Source organism: Vibrio maritimus, from assembly GCF_021441885.1.
Classification (GTDB): domain Bacteria; phylum Pseudomonadota; class Gammaproteobacteria; order Enterobacterales; family Vibrionaceae; genus Vibrio; species Vibrio maritimus_B.
This window is the reverse complement of sequence record NZ_CP090438.1, coordinates 2393928-2411350: the sequence shown is the minus strand read 5'-3', so window position 1 is coordinate 2411350 and position 17423 is coordinate 2393928. Positions and strand designations below refer to the sequence as shown.

The window sequence follows — 17423 nt, the reverse complement described above, 5'->3', positions numbered from 1 at the left end:
TTTAACCTTGAGGACAAGGTGAGTTAACATGTTAGACACACTTGAGTGGGTAATTGACAACAATGTGCTACAACCAAGTTTATTACACGTATTAAGTGTGCGCTGATTAAAATGTAGACAATAAAAAAGAGGGTGTAAAGGAGATGACCGGGGAAAACAAAAATAGAGCCAAGCCAGATGAATACTGGCGTGAGACCCTAACAGAAGAGCAATATCGAGTATGTCGACAGCAAGGCACAGAAGCCCCTTTCACTGGTACATTGCTCCATAACAAAGACACTGGACTGTACCACTGCACATGCTGTGAGGCACCACTATTTAACTCAGACAACAAGTACGACTCTGGCTGCGGGTGGCCTAGCTTCGATGCGCCTATCAACGAGTCTGCCATTCGTTATTTGGATGATACAAGTCACGGTATGGTGCGTGTAGAAATACGATGTAGCGCATGTGATAGCCACTTAGGGCATGTATTTGAGGACGGACCACAGACAACAGGACAGCGTTTCTGTGTGAACTCTGTGTCGTTAATTTTCAACAAAAGTAATACAAACTCTTCTATTTAGATCAAGCCTGTATCATTCTTTCATTTCTTCGTCTTTATATAGGGTGGTTCATTGCCACCCTTATTACGTTACATCTAATATCAATTTTGCCCAGTTTTTGCTCTGTGATGACATTGCGACTGACACAGTTCATAAAATGCGCGGCCAACTATGACAATGCTCCGTATTGATATTCGAGAGCAGCAAACACAAGAAAGCGATGATATGAAAAATAGAATCCGTCACATTGCGACGTTAGCAATGTTTACTTTGACTTCTACCTTTGCGCTAGCGAATACAACTGCAGGCGGTGAGGAACAGTGGCAGATAGTTGAAGAAGACCAAAACAGTTCATCAACGACAGCATCAACGTCGACGAGCAGCAATCAAGCGGCACCGAAGCAAACTTCTAGCTCGAAACCGGCTTCTCGTTCGTCTTCACGTAGTAGCTCAAACTCTGGGTTTAAAATTGGTATGGGTCTGGATCAAGGTCTGAGTATTGTTGGTCAAATTAACAATACAGTGAACTTTGCCATCGGCAACGACGGTATTGCCGCTGATTACATCTTTAGCCGCGGAAGTTTTAGTGGTGACGTACCTTTTAACTGGTACGCAGGTGTCGGTGGTCAAATCCAGCGATCAGATAAGTTTGGACCGCGAGTTGCTCTGGGCGTTGAACTCCCATTTGCCAAAAACTGGGACGGTTATGCCCAGCTAACACCAAATTTGATGTTTGATAATAGTGATTTGAAACTTGGTATTGGTGCAGGTATCGGTGTTCGATACAGCTTCTAAGCGATACTTGCTTCTTATGTAGAGGATAAAAGAAAGGGAGCTCAATAGGTTATTGAGCTCCCTTTGTTATTTTATGCTTTAGAACCTTTTACTGGTTTAGTTCTAGCTGATAGAAACTTGCTTGAACATAGTCGCCCGCTTCCATACCACGCCATTCACAACCTGAGCTAGATTTCTTGGTGTTACATTGATTGTAAGCACCTGCTTTAAAATACATCCAGTCGTTGCCGTATCCTTGGTCGACCTCATGACCTTGGTAGTTACCAGCTTTAAGGTCAATGTCGTACGTCTTGGTGATCTCTTTGTCTGTACCTGGATTTTTGGTAAAGGTTAGGTGCATGATGTCACCTTCTACATTGACACTGTAAGAGAAGATCTCTCCGAGCTTGATACCATCTTGAGGATCTTGCGAACCTTGGCGCAGATTGTGTTTACCAAACACATCATGACGAATATCTTTCCTTAGCTTTTTGCCGTTTTCATCTTTGGCGTTTTGTAGGTCTTTGGTTGGGTTTAGTTCATAGTTCCAAGCTAAAGAACCGTATTCATGCTCTGGAAGTTTTCGATATACGATTTTTAGCGGTTCGTTTTTAGAGCCGTGGATCTGACCAATTACGACACCAAACGCGCCGTTCTTTTTGTAGTTACCGCTAACGCTAACTTGATCAACAGAAAGTGTTGCCTTTAGCTCGCCACCAATCGCACCGTATTCAGAGGCATTTGGGTGAGATGCAATAACGAAGTTATTGCTTGGCGCACCATAATCCGTACCAAGCATCGCGCGCAGCTCGCTTCGAGTGTTTTTACTGTTAGGGGTGGTAGGTGCATCGTTCGGTGCTACAAAGACCACCGCGCCAGACTCTTTATCGGTATAGAACCATTCTGGATGTACATAGGGCGTCTTGGTATCGCCAAGCTGCTCTTTAGCAATCTCGAGTGTTTTACCCTTACGTGGTCCTTCTGTCGTCAAAACCGGCAGATTGATCTTCCAGTTGGTCATGTCGAAGTTTTGTGCAGGTGCTTTGCTTGGGTCTAATTTGTATTGGGTAGCAAGCTCAGAACCTGTCGCTGCAACAGCAGAACCGGCAACAATGCTGGCAGCAAGTAACGTAAAGTGAAATGCTTTCATTGTGTATTCCTTCAGTAAGCAATCATTAATAGGCAGTGATAACGATGCTACTATAATATTGTATTACAATATTGTGACCTAGACGGAATAATCGATATTTGAGTGTTTAAACGACGAGAGTGAGGTTTAATTTGTGATTGAGCCAACAGTTCATTTTGCTCCATCTTGTTCGCCTCGAAAAAACCGGCCCCAAAGAAAATGGTAACTTTACGCTATTGGGTATATAATTCTGCGCCGTAAAATTAAGAACAATAATAAGTCGGTTGTGAAAAATTCGGCTTGTAACAACGTGGAGTAGAACATGTCCTTAAACTCACCAGTGATTACTGTGGATGGACCAAGTGGTGCTGGCAAAGGCACACTGTGTATGTTGTTGGCTGACAAATTAGGCTTTCACTTGTTGGATTCCGGGGCTATTTACCGTGTTTTAGCGTTAGCTGCTATTCACCATGGTGTTGATTTAGAGTCGGAGGACGCACTCGTTCCTTTGGCTATGCATTTAGACGTTCAGTTTGTTGCCGAGGGTGACCTTGTTAAGGTCATTCTAGAGGGCGAAGATGTATCTGGTGAACTTCGTAAAGAAGAGACAGGTAATGCAGCATCAAAAATCGCGGCTCTACCACGCGTACGAGAAGCGTTATTGCGTCGTCAACGTGCGTTTAACATCGAACCAGGATTGGTTGCCGATGGTCGTGATATGGGTACCGTCGTGTTCCCTGAAGCACCAGTAAAAATCTTCTTAGATGCAAGTGCAGAAGAAAGAGCGCAAAGGCGCTTTAAGCAGTTGCAACTAAAGGGTTTAGATGTTAGATTTGACGACCTTTTGAGCGAGATCGAAGAGCGAGACTACCGAGATCGTAACCGAGCGGTTGCACCTCTCCGTCCTGCTGATGACGCTCTAGTGCTAGATTCAACCTCGCTAAACATCGAGCAAGTGTTGGAAAAAGCGCTACAATATATCGAATCTAAACTCACTAAGTAGCCTTTAATAGGCAACGCTTGGTGGGCTTTGAACCGTTGGTCGCAAGGATGATGACCGACTAAATTATCAACCCCATGAGGTAGGATACCCATGGACGTTTACTTATTGAAGATTAAATAATGACTGAATCTTTTGCTCAACTCTTTGAAGAGTTTCTAAACGAAACAGAATTCCAACAAGGCAGCATCGTTAAAGGTACTGTAGTAGCTATCGAGAACGGTTTCGTTCTTGTTGACGCTGGTCTTAAGTCTGAATCTGCTATCCCTGCTGAACAGTTCAAGAACGCTGCTGGCGAACTTGAAGTTGAAATCGGCGCTGAAGTAGACGTTGCTCTAGACGCTGTTGAAGACGGTTTCGGTGAGACTCAACTTTCTCGTGAGAAAGCGAAGCGTCACGAAGCTTGGATCGTTCTTGAGAAAGCTTACGAAGAAGCTGAAACTGTTGTTGGTATCATCAACGGTAAAGTTAAAGGCGGTTTCACTGTTGAACTAAACGGTATCCGTGCTTTCCTTCCTGGTTCTCTTGTTGACGTACGTCCTATCCGTGACACTGCTCACCTAGAAAACAAAGAGCTAGAGTTCAAAGTTATCAAGCTAGACCAGAAGCGTAACAACGTAGTTGTTTCTCGTCGTGCTGTTATCGAATCTGAAAACAGTGTTGAGCGTGACGAACTTCTTGAGACTCTACAAGAAGGTACTGAAGTTAAAGGTATCGTTAAGAACCTTACTGACTACGGTGCATTCGTTGACCTTGGCGGTGTTGATGGTCTTCTACACATCACTGACATGGCGTGGAAGCGCGTTAAGCACCCATCTGAGATCGTTAACGTTGGTGACGAGATCCTAGTTAAAGTTCTTAAGTTCGACCGTGAGCGTACTCGCGTATCACTAGGTCTTAAGCAGCTAGGTGAAGATCCATGGGTAGCAATCGCTAAGCGTTACCCAGAAGGTCACAAGCTAACTGGTCGCGTAACTAACCTAACTGACTACGGCTGCTTCGTTGAAATCGAAGAAGGCGTTGAAGGTCTAGTACACGTTTCTGAAATGGATTGGACTAACAAGAACATCCACCCATCTAAAGTTGTTAATGTTGGCGACGAAGTTGAGGTTATGGTTCTTGATATCGACGAAGAACGTCGTCGTATCTCTCTAGGTCTGAAACAGTGTAAAGCTAACCCATGGCAGTCATTCGCAGAAATGCAAGCTAAGGGCGACAAAGTTACTGGTAAGATCAAGTCTATCACTGACTTTGGTATCTTCATCGGTCTAGAAGGCGGCATCGACGGTCTAGTTCACCTATCTGACATTTCTTGGAATGTTGCTGGTGAAGAAGCAGTTCGTGAGTACAAGAAAGGTGACGAGATCTCTGCAGTTGTTCTAGCTGTAGACGCTGAGCGTGAGCGTATCTCTCTAGGCGTTAAGCAAATGGAAAATGACCCATTCAATGCTTACGTTGCAGACACTAAGAAAGGTGCTCTAGTAAACGGTACTGTTACTGCAGTTGACGCTAAAGGTGCTACTATCGAACTAGAAGAAGGTGTAGAAGGCTACATCCGTGCTTCTGAAGTATCACGTGACCGCGTTGAAGATGCGTCTCTAATCCTAAGCGTTGGCGACAGCGTTGAAGCGAAGTTCACAGGTGTTGACCGTAAGAACCGCGTAATCAACCTATCTGTTAAAGCTAAGGACGAAGCTGAAGAGCAAGAAGCAATGGCTTCACTGAACAAGCAAGAAGAAGGCGCGTTCGGTAATGCTATGGCTGACGCATTCAAAGCTGCTAAAGGCGAATAATTTACGCCATTAGTGAAAAAGGAGCCGTAAGGCTCCTTTTTTTTGTTTTTATCTTTTGGAATTTTGGACTATTATCAATTTATACAGGCAGTTAGTGCACTGTTGATGTAAAATGTTTAATAAGCCGCTGTCCGCTGAAGTACGAGACACCGAAGATAGAGACAATAAAGATAAAGAGTAACGAGGGTACCTACCTATGACTAAGTCTGAACTGATAGAAAGACTCTGCGCGGAGCAAACTCACTTATCCGCAAAGGAAATTGAAGATGCGGTAAAAGATATTCTAGAACATATGGCGTCAACACTGGAAGGTGGCGACCGTATTGAGATCCGTGGTTTTGGTAGTTTCTCACTTCACTACCGTGAGCCTCGTGTTGGTCGTAATCCAAAAACGGGCGATAAGGTTGAGTTGGATGGAAAGTACGTTCCTCACTTCAAGCCTGGTAAAGAATTGCGCGAGAGAGTGAACGAAAGTCTGTAGATACTCTTATCTGAATGAAACGGCATACTTTTTTAGTGTGCCGTTTTGCGTTTGAGTAGCAGGTAGTAGGGAAGTTGATTACAACTCAGGCGAAGTGCTTTGAGGTTAGTCTAGATACTCTAAAATTGTCATGGTTTCTCAAGATTATTGCCAGAGACCATGGTGCGCAGAGGCAAATTCCTGCATAATCGACCTATCCAATAACTATGGCAAGAGCATATGAAAATCATAAAAATAATCCTACTCATCGCTTTATTCCTGGTGACGTTGGCACTAGGCTCTCAAAACCAAGAAGTAGTAAACTTTAATTACCTTCTTGCGCAAGGCGATTTCCATCTATCAACGTTGCTTGGCAGTGTTTTTGTTGTCGGCTTCGTCATTGCTTGGTTAATATTCGGCAGTTTGCACCTAAAATCTCAATTGACGGTACGTAAGCTGAAAAAACAGTTGGCTAAGCAAACACCAACTGAATCAAAAGAAGTCACAACGACTAACAGCTAACAAGAGAAAAGGATTAAGGTCTATATAATCAATGCTTGAGCTACTATTCTTGCTTTTGCCAATTGCTGCAGCCTATGGATGGTACATGGGCCAGCGAAGCGTAAAGCATGATCGACAAGAGCAATCGCATCAGATTTCTCGTCAGTACATGACGGGCCTTAACCTATTGCTTTCAGACCAATCAGATAAAGCGGTTGATCATTTCATCGAGCTTCTTCAAGTCGATGATGAAACGATTGATACCCACCTTGCACTCGGTAACTTGTTCCGGTCTCGTGGCGAAGTTGACCGAGCCATCCGCATCCACCAAAACCTCATTTCGCGCTCTGGTTTGACAATCGATCAGAAGAACTTAGCTTTGCAGCAGCTCGCAAAGGACTATATGGTCTCTGGCTTTTTAGACCGAGCGGAAAAAATCTTTGTCCAACTCGTTGATGAACCTGAGCACCGCGAAGCCGCTCTGACTCAGCTATTAGCTATCTATCAGCAGACGAGTGAATGGAACAAAGCCATTGAAGTCGCGAACGCTCTATTGAAAATGGGAAAGAAGCGCATCAAAAACAGCATTGCGCATTTTTGGTGTGAGCTCGCTATGATCGAGAAAGCGGACGGAAATACCAATAAAGCCGTGCAGCACTTCAAGAAAGCATTGTCTGTCGACCCGCGATGTACTAGAGCAAGTATTTCCCTGGGCAAACTCTGTCTTGAAGACGAAGATTACGCGAAAACGGTGACCTACTTAGAGTCGGTGTTGGAACAAGATAAAGACTTCATCAGTGAAGTGCTACCAACCCTAGCCGAGTGTTATCATCATTTGGGTCAAGAGCAGGGGTTGGTTGAGTTTCTTAAAGCGAGTATAGATAAAGGTGCGGGTGTTTCAGCAGAGCTGATGCTGGCCCAACTTGTCGCACAACATGAGGGTACAGAGGCCGCTCAGGCGCTACTCACTAGGCAGTTAGTCCGCAGCCCGACAATGAAGGGCTTTTACCGCCTGATGGATTATCATTTGGCCAATGCTGAAGAAGGGCGAGCTAAAGACAGTTTGACCACACTTCAGTCTCTAGTGGGCGAGCAACTTAAAACCAAGCCGCACTATCGATGCCGGAAATGTGGTTTTTCGACCCATTCACTATATTGGCATTGTCCTTCATGCAAAGGATGGGGTACGATCAAGCCCATTCGAGGACTAGACGGAGAGTAATGGTCTCTGTCCGCAAAGAATTCTAATGCAGCACTTTTAGTGCTGCTTTTTTTAAGCAAAACGAGGAGCGAAAATGATTGACCAAAAAGTGATTGTTGCACTGGACTATGATAACCAAGCCGATGCATTAGCTTTTGTCGATAGAATTGACCCAAGCTCTTGCCGACTAAAAGTGGGCAAAGAGATGTTCACACTATTTGGTCCTGAGTTCGTTCGAGAACTACACAAACGTGGTTTCTCTGTGTTTCTAGATCTAAAGTTTCATGATATCCCGAACACATGTTCAAAAGCAGTTCGCGCAGCGGCAGAGATGGGTGTTTGGATGGTAAACGTACACGCAGGTGGCGGTGAGCGTATGATGACTGCGTCTCGCGAGATCCTTGAGCCTTACGGTAAAGATCGTCCACTACTAATCGGCGTGACCGTTTTAACCAGTATGGAACAATCAGACCTAGCGGGTATTGGTATTGATGTCGCGCCACAAGAGCAGGTACTGCGTCTTGCGAACCTGACGAAAAACTCAGGTCTAGATGGTGTTGTTTGTTCTGCTCAAGAGTCGAGCATGTTAAAAGCGGATCTTGGTCAAGAGTTTAAGTTGGTAACACCGGGTATTCGTCCGGCGGGTGCAGCGGTCGGTGATCAAAAACGCATTATGACACCAGATATGGCAATCAAAGCGGGCTCTGATTACCTTGTTATTGGTCGTCCAATCACTCAAGCGGCTGATCCTGCTCAAGTGTTGGCAGACATTAATGCGTCGCTGAACTAAGCCTTCTTTGATGTAGAAAGCCAGTGTTTTTAGACACTGGCTTTTTTGATCATGCTGGTATCCCGCTATGGAACTTAAAATCGTCATCTCGTGAAGAGATTAACTCTGCCTCAACTTTTCCGAAAAATGCCACGCGCTCGCTGATATCGCATCCCGCAACTTGCTCCGCGAGTGTGAGGTAGTCTTGATAGTGACGCGCCTCAGAGCGCAGAAGAGAGACGTAGAACTTAGAGATATCATCTTCCATAAAAGGCGCCAGTTTTGCGAAACGCTCACATGAGCGCGCTTCTATGTAGGCGCCGATAATCAGTTTATCTATAAGCGTGTTGGGCTCGTAGGTTTTCATATGGGAAAGTAGCCCTTTCGCATAGCGGCCTGCGGGGATAGGCTCGTACGGAACGCCTTTCTTTTCCATAATCTCAAGGACTTGATAAAAATGGTGCAGTTCTTCTTTGATCAAAAGAACCATCTTATCGATCAGATCTTGGCTGTATGGTGAATCTGACTTAGCAATGATCGATTTCGAGATGTTGCTTTTACCTTTCAGGCTATCCATGTTGCCTATGCGACGATACGCAAAATTTTCATAAGGCGTAAACCACTCAAAGAGCGTAGATGCGCTCTCTTTATCTACGGCGTACTTGCGAATCAAATACATGGCGGATTGACCCGCTTTAAGCTCACACAATAAGTGGTCGATAAGAATCACGGGTAGGTTTTCTGGACGTTTGGCTTCTTCAACCCACTCATCAGGGGTTGAGCACTGAAGAAAGCTGTTGATAGGCGCTAAGATAGCGTCGATTTGAGACTGACTGATCATGAGGTTTGTTTTCATTTTGCTAATTAAAAAGGGCCGCAACTGCGACCCTTAAAAATTTTACCACTTTTTCTTTTCGCCAAACAGGGCATTGATATCGTCATCCCGCTCACTGTTTGCTTGCTGCTGTTTCTCTTCTGCCTTCGCTTGACGAGAATTTTGCAGCTTGTCGAGCATTTCGGTCAGTTTCTCTTTGGCTTGTATCGAGTAGTTGTCATTTTTAGAACTTAACGCATCAATACCTTTCTTCAGAAGCTGTGCTGCTGTGCCCGGCTGTCCTTTTGCCATCGAGTCATGGGCGCGTTTTACGACGTTCTCGATATTGATTCGGATCTGGATAGTCTCTAATCGAGCGTTCTCAACCATATATGACTGAGTATCCATGCGACCTTTGTTATGTTCGGTACGCACCGTATCACGCAGGCGTTTAACCAGTTTCAACATGATGATCGCTTGCTTGTCGCTGGTAGGGACCTTAAATGACGTCGCTTCGTTGCCTTCGTAGTTCTCTTGAAGCTGCTGAATCTGCGTCTTTGCTGCCTCAACACGCTGAGCTAGGTGCTTATTTTTAGGGTCGAGTTCATGCATGTTCACCACCGAATCTAGGATACGATTGTGCAGGCATAGCATGAGCTCTTTACTGTACGGCAAGTAACTTGCTCCGCTGATCAGCTCTTCCGTTGCGTCGATCAATGCCACATAACGAGCAGACTCTTGACGCCTTGTTGCTTCAGCTTTGAGCTTGTATTGCAGCATAATGTTGTAGCCCAAGATAAGGACCAACAGAAGTGCTACAAGCGCAATAATTAAACCGATATTCATAACGTTTTGTATCTACAATGAGTTTCCCTACAATTCGATGAATCAGGATACACCAAAGGTAACGGTATCAACACTGCAAAGTTGTTGAATTGGTCATTATCTAATTAAATTGGGACATCTTTCTCTATTGGAGTGAGAGGTTGAGCAATTCCTGCGCGAAAAAACTGTTAATCTTTCTAGGAATTCGTTATAACTAATAATTATATGCTTGTGTTGGGCTCTTGGTTAAGACACCAGTTGCGTTATGAGCTTAGCGAGATTTAAACAAGGATGATTAGAAGCAGATGAAGTTACAGCAGTTAAAATACATTGTCGAAGTAGTGAACCACAATTTAAATGTGTCGGCCACTGCTGAAAGCCTCTACACGTCTCAACCTGGTATCAGTAAGCAAGTGCGTTTACTGGAAGATGAGTTGGGCATCCAAATTTTCGAGCGCAGCGGGAAACATCTTACGCAGGTTACTTCTGCCGGGGAAGACATTGTTCGCATCTCCCAAGAGATCTTATCACGTGTCGAAAGTATTAAGGCGGTTGCAGGTGAGCATACTCATCCTGAGATGGGCACACTGAATATCTCAACAACGCATACGCAAGCTCGTTATGCCTTACCAGAGGTCATCAAAGGCTTTACTGCTCGTTATCCAAAAGTGTCGCTACACATGCACCAAGGCACACCGTCGCAGATGTCTGAAGCGATTGCCAAGGGGACGGCGAACTTTGCGATTGCAACCGAGGCCCTGCACTTGTACCAAGACGCCATCATGCTGCCTTGTTACCACTGGAACCGCTCTATTGTCGTGCCAAAAGATCACCCGCTGGCGCGCAAGGCAGAGGTTACGATAGAAGACCTAGCCGCGTATTCTTTGGTTACCTACGTCTTCGGCTTTACAGGTCGTTCAGAATTGGATACTGCCTTTAATAAGGTTGGGCTGACGCCAAAAGTGGTTTTCACTGCGACAGATGCGGATGTTATCAAAACCTATGTTCGTATGGGCATTGGTGTGGGTGTTATTGCTAGTATGGCGATGGATGACGCTCAAGATACGGATCTTGTTGCGATTGATGCAAGCCACATCTTTGGTGCGAGTACAACCAGCATTGGTTTCAGAAAGGGAACCTTCTTGCGCTCTTACATGTATGACTTCATGGAACGTTTCGCACCGCATTTAACGAGGCCAGTCGTCGAACAAGCGATTTCTTTGAAATCGAATGTAGAAATAGAAGAAATGTTCAAGGACATCGACCTCCCAGTACGCTAGTACAAATTGCTTTCGTTATCGCATACTTCCTTCTAGAATCGGGGCGAGCCATTACACGCACCATTAATTAGGGGGAAGGTATGCGTCAGCAGTTTGCGCATCTCACATCATTCTTATGTCAGTATCAGGGGTACTGGCGCCACGATCCCTTCCTTCAAGTCACCTCCGGTGAGATCTCGTGGTCCGCGCTTAATCCAGAATTGGAGCAGTGGATACAACAGCTTTCTTCAAAGCAAACACTTGAATACAAATCTTCGCTTGAGCTTTGCCTCAAAGAACTTGAGTGCTTTTTCCCTGGTTTAGAGGCTACTCACCAATCCATTACTTTGATGCCGTTAAAGTCAGGCGATGATTTAGAGTTACCGCGAGGTCTTGATGCGGGTATACCGGGTCGTAAGCTCACCCAAATACAACAGATGACCAAAGCGTGTCTTCATGGTCATCAGGGCAGTGAGTGGCTTGAGTGGTGCTCGGGAAAGGGCTTTTTAGGCAGGCTACTTTCGTCTCAATCTAATCAGCATGTAACCAGTTTCGAATTTCAGCACTCATTGTGTGAATCTGGACAGCGCGACGCCGATAAGCTTGGTTTGCCCATGGAATTTGTACAAGGTGACGCCTTTGATGAAGCCGCTGCCGAAGTATTTAATGATAAGCAGCATGCTGTTGCGCTTCACGCATGTGGGGACCTACACGTTACCTTAATCGAGCATGCCGTTGAGCAGCATCTCCCGGCAGTGACATTATCACCGTGTTGCTATCACTTAGTGAGAGGGGAGCATTACTCTCCATTGTCCGATGAAGGTAAACGGGCAGGGCTCGCACTCAGCAAACATGAGTTAAGAATCCCACTTCAGGAAACGGTGACGGGTGGCGAGCGTGTCAAACGTCATCGAGAGCAAGAGATGAGTTACCGATTAGGGTTTGACGCTCTGTGTAAAGAGCTCGGACTCTCAGTTGAGTATTTACCTGTCCCAAGTATCAAAAAATCCCAGTTAGCGTCAGGGTTCAAAGCCTTTTGTTTGTGGGCAGGCGAGAAGAAGTCTTTTGCTATTCCTGAGGTGAATTTTGAGAGATTTGAAAAGATAGGCGAGGAGAGGTTTTGGGTTATGGAGGCATTGAGTCTGGTGCAAGGTGTCTTCAGACGACCGCTCGAGGTTTGGCTCGCTATGGACAAAGCACTCTATCTTGAGTCAAAAGGCTATCAGGTTACTCTATCAACGTTTTGCGAGGTGGAAACCACCCCTAGGAACATACTGATCCATGCGGCTAGAAGCAATAATCAGAAGTAGCAGCCTGAAACAACAGCTAACAAAAAACGGGCCTAAAGCCCGTTTTTTAGTATGAATGTTCGATTGAACTAGTTAAACATAGCGATAGCTGTCGCGGGTTCAACGTATTCAAGATCGAAGCTTTCAGCCACTTCTTTACACGTCACCTTACCGTGGATAACGTTCAGACCATCCAAGAAGCCTTTATCTTCAGTCAGAGCTTGTTGGTAGCCTTTGTTCGCTAGCTTAATAATATAAGGTAGCGTCGCGTTGTTTAGTGCAAATGTTGAAGTGCGAGCAACCGCACCTGGCATGTTGGCAACACAGTAGTGAACCACATCATCAACAATGTAGGTTGGTTCTGCGTGCGTTGTCGCGTGAGACGTTTCGAAGCAACCGCCTTGGTCGATGGCAACGTCAACGACTGCAGCACCTGGCTTCATCTTAGCAATATGCTCTTTCGTCACTAGTTTAGGTGCAGCAGCACCTGGGACTAAAACAGCACCAATAACAAGATCTGCTTCTAGAACATGCTTCTCAAGTGCATCTTCTGTAGAATAAACGACTTTTGCGCGACCCTGGAATTCTTCGTCCAAAACGCGTAATGTATCAATATTGCGGTCGAGGATTGTGACGTCTGCACGCATACCAACAGCCATGCGAGCAGCGTTAGAGCCAACTACACCGCCACCAACGACGACGACTTTCGCCGGTTCAACACCAGGTACACCACCTAGTAGTAGACCGCGTCCACCATTGGACTTTTCGAGTGTTTGTGCACCAGCCTGTATAGACATTCGCCCAGCGACCTCTGACATTGGTGCTAGTAGTGGCAAACGACCCATATTATCTGTTACAGTCTCATAGGCAATGCAGACAGCTTTGCTTTTGATTAGCTCTTCAGTTTGTGGAAAATCTGGTGCTAGATGGAGATACGTGAATAAAATTTGTCCTTCACGTAGCATAGCACGCTCGACAGCTTGGGGTTCTTTGACCTTTACAATCATCTCTGCTTTCGCGAAGACGTCTGCAGCGGTAGGAAGAATGGATGCGCCTACAGCGATGTAATCATCGTCTGAAAAACCGATACCTGTGCCAGCGTTAGTTTCAACGTAAACTTCATGGCCGTGTGAGATTAACTCTCTAACGCTTGCCGGGACCATACCAACACGGTACTCATGGTTTTTGATCTCTTTAGGTACGCCAATTATCATCCTGACTCCTCATTATAATGTGGTTGTATTAACTGTTTGTAGGGTGTTATTGTCGAATTAATATCTAGTATAGAAGCTAATGAACAAAATTTGATACTGTATATTACAGAGTTGTAGTATATTTTTTTGCAAGGAAGTAACAAGGTGGAATAAAAAATGGCAGACAACTATAAGAAGCCGTCCAAGGAACTAGACCGTATTGATCGCAACATCCTCAATGAGTTGCAAAAAGATGGTCGTATTTCAAACGTCGAACTCTCGAAACGCGTAGGGCTATCGCCTACACCGTGTCTAGAGCGTGTGCGTCGTTTGGAGAGACAGGGTTATATTACGGGCTACACCGCACTCTTAAATCCGCAGTACTTAGATGCTTCGCTACTTGTATTCGTAGAGATTACATTGAACCGTGGAGCGCCAGATGTATTTGAACAGTTCAATACAGCGGTACAAAAGCTAGACGACATTCAAGAATGTCACCTTGTATCGGGTGATTTCGACTATCTTTTGAAAACAAGGGTGTCGGATATGAGTGCGTATCGTAAACTCTTAGGGGATACTTTGCTTCGTCTTCCAGGTGTGAATGACACACGTACCTATGTGGTAATGGAAGAAGTGAAGCAAACTAACCAGCTTGTGATTAAAACGCGCTAGAGACGGCGCTTCCAAGTCTGACAAGAAGTTGACTAAAGTTATGATAAAGCATGCTTTATTCTCCAGTCAGATTGGGTTTTAATCCTCATTGTGGTTAAATCAATGAATACACCGAGCGGCTTATGCCGCTCGGACTGTTTTCAATAAATAGATGTTGGTTATGTTCAAACAGGACAAAAAAAGAGTCGAAACAATTATAAAGACGAGCGAAGAGCCTCAGGCAAATCGCCTAAATGGATTTCAACGGCTAAGAGAGTGTTGTTTCATCTTAGCTGTCCTTACCTCTATTCTTTTGGCTGTCGCCTTATTCACCTTTAGCCCAGCGGACCCATCTTGGTCACAAACATCCTGGGGCGGTGACATCCAAAACGCTGGTGGCTTTGTTGGAGCTTGGCTAGCGGATACCCTATTTTTTGTTTTTGGCTCTTTGGCATACCCAATTCCTTTTATTACTGCCTTTAGCGCTTGGGTGTTCTTTCGCAATCGCGATGAAGATGACCAGATCGACTTGATGATCTGGGGTACGCGTCTGCTCGGGCTAACGGTTCTTATTCTTACCAGCTGCGGTCTCGCCGATATCAACTTTGATGACATTTGGTATTTCTCGTCAGGCGGTGTGATTGGCGACGTGTTAACGAGTCTGTCTTTACCCACGCTCAATGTCCTTGGCACGACTTTAGTCTTGTTATTTCTTTGGGGAGCAGGATTTACTTTGCTCACCGGTATTTCGTGGTTACGTATCGTTGAGTGGATCGGTGATAGTGTTCTGTCATTGAGTGCTGCGATCGTCAATAAGGTTCGAGGCACTAAAGAAGAGGTCTATGAACCGGTCTTAGTGGATCAAGAAGCGGATGATGCAGACGAACTGCCGCGCTTTAGCGCAGACAGTGTAGTAGAAGACACACAGCCTAAAGCTAAGAAGCAGTACAACATTCATGTGCCTGAGTCAGTGCCAGGCGCTTCAGTCGCAGAACATTCAGTTGAAGACCATTCATTTGAAAATAATGACGCGTACGATCCTTTGTTTGCTCGGCCAGAAGAGGAAGCAACGCCTTCGGCTACTCAACATGTAGAGGAAGCGCCACAGCAGGCACCAATACAGACGGAAGTCGAACCTGTCGCTCCAGCTTCTATACAACCACAAAAATCAGTGCAACCTGAAGAGCCTCAAATTGAACGCACCCGTCAGCTTGGTGCGACGATTGAAGAGCTTGAAAATGCAGCTCGCTTTAGCGATGACTATGCAAATCAGGAAAGTGAACCCGAAGTGCCAGTTACCACAGGTACGGCCTCGATGACTGCGAGCGAAGAGCCAGTTATCGAACCTGCTTTTGCTGAGCCAACATTTAGCGCTGAGCCAGAGCCGTTTAACAGCGTAGAACCGGTCACTTTTGCTGCAGAAAGCACTCCAGAACGACCACAACAGAAAGTTGAGGTGTTTGAAGAGGTTGAGGACATAACTCCTCCTTGGATAGACAACAGCGAACTAGAGGTTGAACCTGAAACGACCCATATTGAACCAACTGTTGATTTCGCCGCTTTGGAAACAGAAGCGGACAACGATATGGTCGAAACGCCGGCACCAGTCGATCAGGATGTTGAAGCGTTCCAAAACATGGTTGCGGACGCTCAAAAAGCACAAGTGGCGAAGATGAACCCGTTCTTGGTACAGCAAGAGGCGAACCTGCCAAAACCTGCAGAGCCAATGCCAACCCTAGAGCTGCTTTATCACCCAGAGAAACGTGAGAACTTTATCGACCGTGAAGCACTGGAAAATATCGCCCGATTGGTTGAATCTAAGTTAGCGGACTACAAGATCAAAGCGGAAGTGGTGGACATTTTCCCTGGCCCTGTCATTACTCGTTTCGAACTTGACCTTGCGCCAGGTGTTAAAGTGAGTCGAATCTCAGGTCTATCTATGGATCTCGCACGTTCACTCTCTGCAATGGCAGTTCGTGTCGTAGAAGTTATCCCAGGCAAGCCATATGTGGGTCTAGAGCTGCCAAATATGACTCGTCAGACGGTATTCTTCTCTGATGTGGTTGGCAGCCAAGCGTTCATCGATTCAAAATCACCAACAACGGTCGTGTTAGGTCAGGATATTGCCGGTGAAGCGGTGGTCGCGGATCTGTCCAAAATGCCTCATGTACTGGTAGCTGGTACAACAGGTTCTGGTAAGTCGGTTGGCGTTAACGTCATGATCTTGAGTATGCTTTACAAAGCAACACCTGACGACGTGCGCTTTATCATGATTGACCCGAAAATGTTGGAGCTGTCCATCTACGAAGGTATTCCTCATCTGTTGTCGGAAGTCGTTACTGACATGAAAGATGCCTCGAACGCACTTCGTTGGTGTGTGGGAGAGATGGAGCGTCGTTACAAGCTAATGTCAGCGCTTGGTGTTCGTAACATCAAAGGCTTTAACGACAAGCTGAAGATGGCTGCAGAAGCGGGACATCCTATTCACGATCCTCTATGGCAAGAGGGCGACAGTATGGATCCGGAACCGCCGCTACTTGAGAAACTGCCATACATTGTCGTGGTGGTTGATGAGTTTGCCGACTTGATGATGGTAGTTGGTAAGAAGGTCGAAGAGCTGATTGCTCGTTTGGCGCAAAAAGCACGTGCTGCGGGTATTCACTTGATCCTGGCAACTCAGCGCCCATCGGTTGATGTAATCACAGGTCTGATTAAAGCGAACATTCCAACGCGTGTGGCGTTCACCGTTTCGACCAAGACAGACTCGCGCACCATTCTTGACCAAGGCGGTGCTGAGTCACTCCTAGGTATGGGTGATATGTTGTATCTCCCACCAGGCTCGAGTCATACCATTCGCGTACACGGTGCGTTTGCGTCTGATGATGACGTGCATGCGGTTGTGAATAACTGGAAAGCGCGCGGCAAGCCGAACTATATTGAAGAAATTACCAATGGTGAGCAGTCTCCAGAGACATTGCTACCAGGTGAAAAGATGGAAGGCGATGAAGAAATGGACCCATTGTTCGATCAAGTTGTCGAACATGTAGTGCAGTCTCGTCGTGGCTCGGTTTCTGGAGTTCAGCGTCGATTCAAAATTGGCTATAACCGCGCAGCTCGCATTGTCGAACAGCTAGAAGCACAAGGTATTGTGAGTGCCCCTGGTCACAATGGTAACCGCGAAGTACTGGCACCCGCGCCACCAAAAGAATAATTTCGATTC

The 17423-nt window shown here is 45.7% G+C and carries 16 protein-coding genes; 12 read left to right on the top strand and 4 right to left on the bottom strand.

What is annotated here, in order from left to right; all coding sequences use genetic code 11:
• The first annotated feature begins 143 nt into the window (after positions 1–143).
• Positions 144–566, top strand: a complete 423-nt coding sequence (msrB, locus tag LY387_RS10940; RefSeq protein WP_042474324.1) for a peptide-methionine (R)-S-oxide reductase MsrB — start codon at positions 144–146, stop codon at positions 564–566.
• 204 nt (positions 567–770) lie between these two features.
• On the top strand, positions 771–1340 hold the full coding sequence (locus LY387_RS10935; protein ID WP_234494118.1) for a hypothetical protein: 570 nt from the start codon (positions 771–773) through the stop codon (positions 1338–1340).
• Between the two features lie 88 nt (positions 1341–1428).
• Here the strand turns inward: LY387_RS10935 and LY387_RS10930 are convergent, their stop codons facing one another.
• Positions 1429–2469 (bottom strand): polysaccharide lyase family 7 protein, encoded by a 1041-nt coding sequence (locus LY387_RS10930; protein ID WP_234494117.1) that lies wholly within the window; start codon positions 2467–2469, stop codon positions 1429–1431.
• Positions 2470–2770: 301 nt separating this feature from the next.
• On the opposite strand from LY387_RS10930, the gene cmk reads away from it, so the two are divergent.
• The 6 genes from cmk (at position 2771) to pyrF (ending at position 8193) form a co-directional block, all read left to right on the top strand.
• Positions 2771–3451, top strand: a complete 681-nt coding sequence (gene cmk, locus LY387_RS10925; protein WP_042474328.1) for a (d)CMP kinase — start codon at positions 2771–2773, stop codon at positions 3449–3451.
• 119 nt (positions 3452–3570) lie between these two features.
• Positions 3571–5241, top strand: coding sequence for a 30S ribosomal protein S1 (gene rpsA, locus LY387_RS10920; protein ID WP_234494116.1), 1671 nt, complete (start codon positions 3571–3573; stop codon positions 5239–5241).
• A gap of 196 nt (positions 5242–5437) precedes the next feature.
• Positions 5438–5722, top strand: a complete 285-nt coding sequence (gene ihfB, locus LY387_RS10915) for an integration host factor subunit beta (RefSeq protein ID WP_042474330.1) — start codon at positions 5438–5440, stop codon at positions 5720–5722.
• Between the two features lie 219 nt (positions 5723–5941).
• Positions 5942–6223: a LapA family protein gene (locus LY387_RS10910; RefSeq protein ID WP_042474333.1), complete on the top strand. Its 282-nt coding sequence runs from the start codon at positions 5942–5944 to the stop codon at positions 6221–6223.
• 31 nt (positions 6224–6254) lie between these two features.
• A complete protein-coding gene (gene lapB / locus LY387_RS10905; RefSeq protein ID WP_234494115.1) occupies positions 6255–7424 on the top strand; it encodes a lipopolysaccharide assembly protein LapB in 1170 nt (389 codons plus the stop codon).
• A 73-nt stretch (positions 7425–7497) separates the two neighbouring features.
• Positions 7498–8193, top strand: coding sequence for an orotidine-5'-phosphate decarboxylase (gene pyrF / locus LY387_RS10900; protein WP_128649861.1), 696 nt, complete (start codon positions 7498–7500; stop codon positions 8191–8193).
• Positions 8194–8242: 49 nt separating this feature from the next.
• Here the strand turns inward: pyrF and miaE are convergent, their stop codons facing one another.
• Positions 8243–9013 (bottom strand): tRNA isopentenyl-2-thiomethyl-A-37 hydroxylase MiaE, encoded by a 771-nt coding sequence (miaE, locus tag LY387_RS10895; RefSeq protein WP_234496102.1) that lies wholly within the window; start codon positions 9011–9013, stop codon positions 8243–8245.
• A 57-nt stretch (positions 9014–9070) separates the two neighbouring features.
• Positions 9071–9832: a DNA repair protein gene (locus tag LY387_RS10890; protein ID WP_128649862.1), complete on the bottom strand. Its 762-nt coding sequence runs from the start codon at positions 9830–9832 to the stop codon at positions 9071–9073.
• Between the two features lie 284 nt (positions 9833–10116).
• Here LY387_RS10890 and cysB point away from each other — a divergent pair, with 284 nt between their 5' ends.
• Together cysB and LY387_RS10880 are read left to right on the top strand one after the other, a co-directional pair.
• Positions 10117–11091 carry an HTH-type transcriptional regulator CysB gene (cysB, locus tag LY387_RS10885; protein ID WP_042474341.1) on the top strand — a complete coding sequence of 325 codons (975 nt, stop codon included), beginning with the start codon at positions 10117–10119 and terminating at the stop codon, positions 11089–11091.
• Positions 11092–11171: 80 nt separating this feature from the next.
• Positions 11172–12380, top strand: a complete 1209-nt coding sequence (locus LY387_RS10880) for a methyltransferase (RefSeq protein WP_234494114.1) — start codon at positions 11172–11174, stop codon at positions 12378–12380.
• 68 nt (positions 12381–12448) lie between these two features.
• Here LY387_RS10880 and ald read toward each other — a convergent pair whose 3' ends face one another.
• Positions 12449–13573 carry an alanine dehydrogenase gene (gene ald / locus LY387_RS10875; RefSeq protein WP_042474344.1) on the bottom strand — a complete coding sequence of 375 codons (1125 nt, stop codon included), beginning with the start codon at positions 13571–13573 and terminating at the stop codon, positions 12449–12451.
• A gap of 156 nt (positions 13574–13729) precedes the next feature.
• Here ald and lrp point away from each other — a divergent pair, with 156 nt between their 5' ends.
• Entirely contained in the window at positions 13730–14224 is a 495-nt protein-coding gene (gene lrp, locus LY387_RS10870; protein ID WP_042474348.1) for a leucine-responsive transcriptional regulator Lrp, read from the top strand.
• 160 nt (positions 14225–14384) lie between these two features.
• Entirely contained in the window at positions 14385–17414 is a 3030-nt protein-coding gene (locus tag LY387_RS10865; protein WP_234494113.1) for a DNA translocase FtsK, read from the top strand.
• The last annotated feature ends 9 nt before the right edge of the window (positions 17415–17423 follow it).

Bases quoted from the DNA above. Each gene is read 5' to 3' on its own strand.
- ald (WP_042474344.1), bottom strand. From the start codon at position 13,573: ATGATAATTGGCGTACCTAAAGAGATCAAAAACCATGAGTACCGTGTT.
- LY387_RS10910 (WP_042474333.1), top strand. From the start codon at position 5,942: ATGAAAATCATAAAAATAATCCTACTCATCGCTTTATTCCTGGTGACG.
- lrp (WP_042474348.1), top strand. From the start codon at position 13,730: ATGGCAGACAACTATAAGAAGCCGTCCAAGGAACTAGACCGTATTGAT.
- LY387_RS10880 (WP_234494114.1), top strand. From the start codon at position 11,172: ATGCGTCAGCAGTTTGCGCATCTCACATCATTCTTATGTCAGTATCAG.
- ihfB (WP_042474330.1), top strand. From the start codon at position 5,438: ATGACTAAGTCTGAACTGATAGAAAGACTCTGCGCGGAGCAAACTCAC.
- rpsA (WP_234494116.1), top strand. From the start codon at position 3,571: ATGACTGAATCTTTTGCTCAACTCTTTGAAGAGTTTCTAAACGAAACA.
- cmk (WP_042474328.1), top strand. From the start codon at position 2,771: ATGTCCTTAAACTCACCAGTGATTACTGTGGATGGACCAAGTGGTGCT.
- LY387_RS10890 (WP_128649862.1), bottom strand. From the start codon at position 9,832: ATGAATATCGGTTTAATTATTGCGCTTGTAGCACTTCTGTTGGTCCTT.
- msrB (WP_042474324.1), top strand. From the start codon at position 144: ATGACCGGGGAAAACAAAAATAGAGCCAAGCCAGATGAATACTGGCGT.
- cysB (WP_042474341.1), top strand. From the start codon at position 10,117: ATGAAGTTACAGCAGTTAAAATACATTGTCGAAGTAGTGAACCACAAT.
- LY387_RS10865 (WP_234494113.1), top strand. From the start codon at position 14,385: ATGTTCAAACAGGACAAAAAAAGAGTCGAAACAATTATAAAGACGAGC.
- miaE (WP_234496102.1), bottom strand. From the start codon at position 9,013: ATGATCAGTCAGTCTCAAATCGACGCTATCTTAGCGCCTATCAACAGC.
- LY387_RS10930 (WP_234494117.1), bottom strand. From the start codon at position 2,469: ATGAAAGCATTTCACTTTACGTTACTTGCTGCCAGCATTGTTGCCGGT.
- pyrF (WP_128649861.1), top strand. From the start codon at position 7,498: ATGATTGACCAAAAAGTGATTGTTGCACTGGACTATGATAACCAAGCC.
- lapB (WP_234494115.1), top strand. From the start codon at position 6,255: ATGCTTGAGCTACTATTCTTGCTTTTGCCAATTGCTGCAGCCTATGGA.
- LY387_RS10935 (WP_234494118.1), top strand. From the start codon at position 771: ATGAAAAATAGAATCCGTCACATTGCGACGTTAGCAATGTTTACTTTG.